At 49.1% G+C, this 2,436-nt stretch carries 3 protein-coding genes; all 3 read right to left on the reverse strand.

Annotated features, from left to right (window positions below; genetic code table 11):
- Positions 1-408: type I restriction-modification system subunit M N-terminal domain-containing protein (locus tag E1189_RS25220; RefSeq protein WP_230460171.1), on the reverse strand; the 408-nt coding region annotated here is incomplete at its 3' end.
- A gap of 84 nt (positions 409-492) precedes the next feature.
- Positions 493-1,578 carry a Fic family protein gene (locus tag E1189_RS04785; RefSeq protein ID WP_155158913.1) on the reverse strand — a complete coding sequence of 362 codons (1,086 nt, stop codon included), beginning with the start codon at positions 1,576-1,578 and terminating at the stop codon, positions 493-495.
- A gap of 206 nt (positions 1,579-1,784) precedes the next feature.
- Positions 1,785-2,436, reverse strand: a 652-nt coding sequence (locus E1189_RS25225; protein ID WP_329601895.1) for a type I restriction-modification enzyme R subunit C-terminal domain-containing protein, incomplete at its 5' end; no start/stop codon positions are given.

Here is a 2,436-nt window from a genome sequence, read left to right on the forward strand (position 1 = left end):
GGGCAGCGCCTTGATCATCTCAACAGCTTTCACCAGCAGACTGGGCTTGACGATCTCCAGGCGGGCATCCTTCATAAACTCCGCCAGCAGACCATCGTCGTTGCGCTCATCTGAGAGAATGCGGAAGTGGCGGAACACTTCATCCCGCACAGTTTCCATCATTTCATCAGCACTCAGGTTGCTGTACTGACTGAACCGGCAGGCCTGCTGCAGCGGGGTAAAACGAGGATGGAAGTCGACATTGGCGAGCATCTTGCGCTGCTCGTCTTTGGTTTCCTGCATATCCAGCATGCGGGAGTACATCAGGAAGGTGATCTGTTCGATAACCGTCAGTGGGTTGGTAATACCACCCACCCAGAACTCTTCCCAGAGTTTGTCGATTTTGCTTTTCAGGTCGCCTGTGATCATGAATAAACTTACGTTGAAAAATAAAAAATATGAGCAGGATTATACCTGCTGATGGATACAAGACCGTTTAGTAACTGTACTCGCTTAAGAGCGGCCTATATCAAGAAAGAGTTTCACCAGTGCTTCATTGATGTAGTAATTACTGCGGCCCATCTTCTGTTTGACCAAAAAGCCTTTCTCGCACAACTGCTCAAGATATTTTGTCGCCGTCAGGCGGCTGACGCCAAGATCCTTTTCTACAAACTCGATTTTTGTATAGGGGTGGCAGAACAGGTTATTCAAAAGATCCTGAGAATAAATCTTGGGCAGGTCATGGCGCATCCGGTGCTTAACCGTTTGCATCATGGTTTTAATCTGCTCGATAAGGCGGGTCGTTTCTTTTGATGTTTCTTCAACGGCCTGTAACATAAAGAGCAACCAGCCCTCCCAGTCACTACTATCTCTCACGCCCTGCAGATGTCGGTAGTACTCCGCTTTGTTTCGGATGATATATCGGCTCAAATAAAGAACAGGCAGATCCAGCAACTTCTGGGCAACAAGATACAGGATGTTAATAATACGACCTGTACGACCGTTGCCATCATAAAAAGGGTGGATACTTTCAAACTGAAAATGGATAACAGCCATTTTCACCAGCGGATCATTGTCTGAAAGTCCGTGATCATTGATATAAGCCACCAGGTTGGACATTAACGACTCAACCTGATCCGGACTTTGAGGTGGTGTATAAACGACCTCCCCCGTTTGCATATTTTTCAGCTCGGTACCGGGTAGTTTGCGAAGACCTGCACGGTTTTCTTCCAGTGTCTGCTGAATATCCAGGATATCCTGTAGCCGCAGGAGTTCAGTGCGCCTTACGGTTTCAAAGCCACAATTCAGAGCCCTGGCGTAGCTTTTCACTTCTTTTGCCGCAGGATTGTAAGCTGTGGCCGACAGGCCGTTCTTGAACAGTTCATCGTGGGTGGTGACTATATTCTCCACCTCGGAACTGTCTTTCGCTTCCTGGAGGGTCAGGGTACTGATCAGGATGCTTTCGTTGGGAATGGAGCGCACCACACCTTTCAGTTCAGCCAGGTGCCTGTGGGCCACCGCCAGCTTTTTGAGCACTTGCCGGGTTTCCAGCTCCTCTTCCTGAGACAAAGGCAGATTGGATGGTTCAAAAGACCCCATAGCCACTCCTGACATGTATAAAAAATCGGATTATTTATACAAGTTAACATGGACATGTATAAAAAATCTGTTTTTCTATACATATCCAGCAAAGCTGTATAAAAAACCTCTTTTTCTATACATAACGGCTTCAGAGCTGCTTTGGACTCAGATGGTAACCATGCATTGGTAAGAACCAACCAACTATTGGTTAAATCAGCAGCCCCTTATGAGTGTGGAGCCAGCTCTCCCACTCTCAACGAATCCACAATTTCCTTAATCGCCATAACCTGCCCCATATCCGGGAACACCCCGGTAATCCCTCTCCCATGAATCTGGGTAAACGGCTGCTCAAACAGCTTGCTCATCTCCACCGTACCGTAATCACGGATATGGTTTTTCAACATATCGAGGAAACGGATCTGCTGGCTGTTCAGGTTATGGGCAGCGGCAAAGCCTGCGAACTTCTCCGCTACAGCCTGACCATCCATACCCACGATTGTACGCAGTATCTGATCCAGGCTGGCAGAGGCCTCCGGGTAAAACTCTTTCAGGGTGCGGATATCAACATTGGGGTTTTGAACCAGAACCAGCTTGGCCAGTTCGTCCAGCTCTCGCTGCTGCACCGGTTGGCCGTTGCGGATTTTTACCAGTGCCGGGTTGGTGGTGAACAATGGCTCCAGTGCACCCTGCACCTGCTGTCGATAGATTTTAAAGTCCACCGATTTGATATTGGCTTCGTGGGTGCCGGTCTCGTACTTGGCGGCATCTTCTTTAATGTCGGTTTCCATCGGGCCTGACGGCGGCGGTGTTACCTCCCCTTCCATCAGGTGCATAATGCCCCGCAGACGGGTACGCACATGCTCCAGCTCGGCGAAG

The sequence above is a fragment of the Parendozoicomonas verongulae genome (assembly GCF_009711465.1).
Lineage (GTDB): Bacteria > Pseudomonadota > Gammaproteobacteria > Pseudomonadales > Endozoicomonadaceae > Sansalvadorimonas > Sansalvadorimonas verongulae.

Bases quoted from the DNA above. Each gene is read 5' to 3' on its own strand.
- E1189_RS04785 (WP_155158913.1), bottom strand. From the start codon at position 1,578: ATGGGGTCTTTTGAACCATCCAATCTGCCTTTGTCTCAGGAAGAGGAG.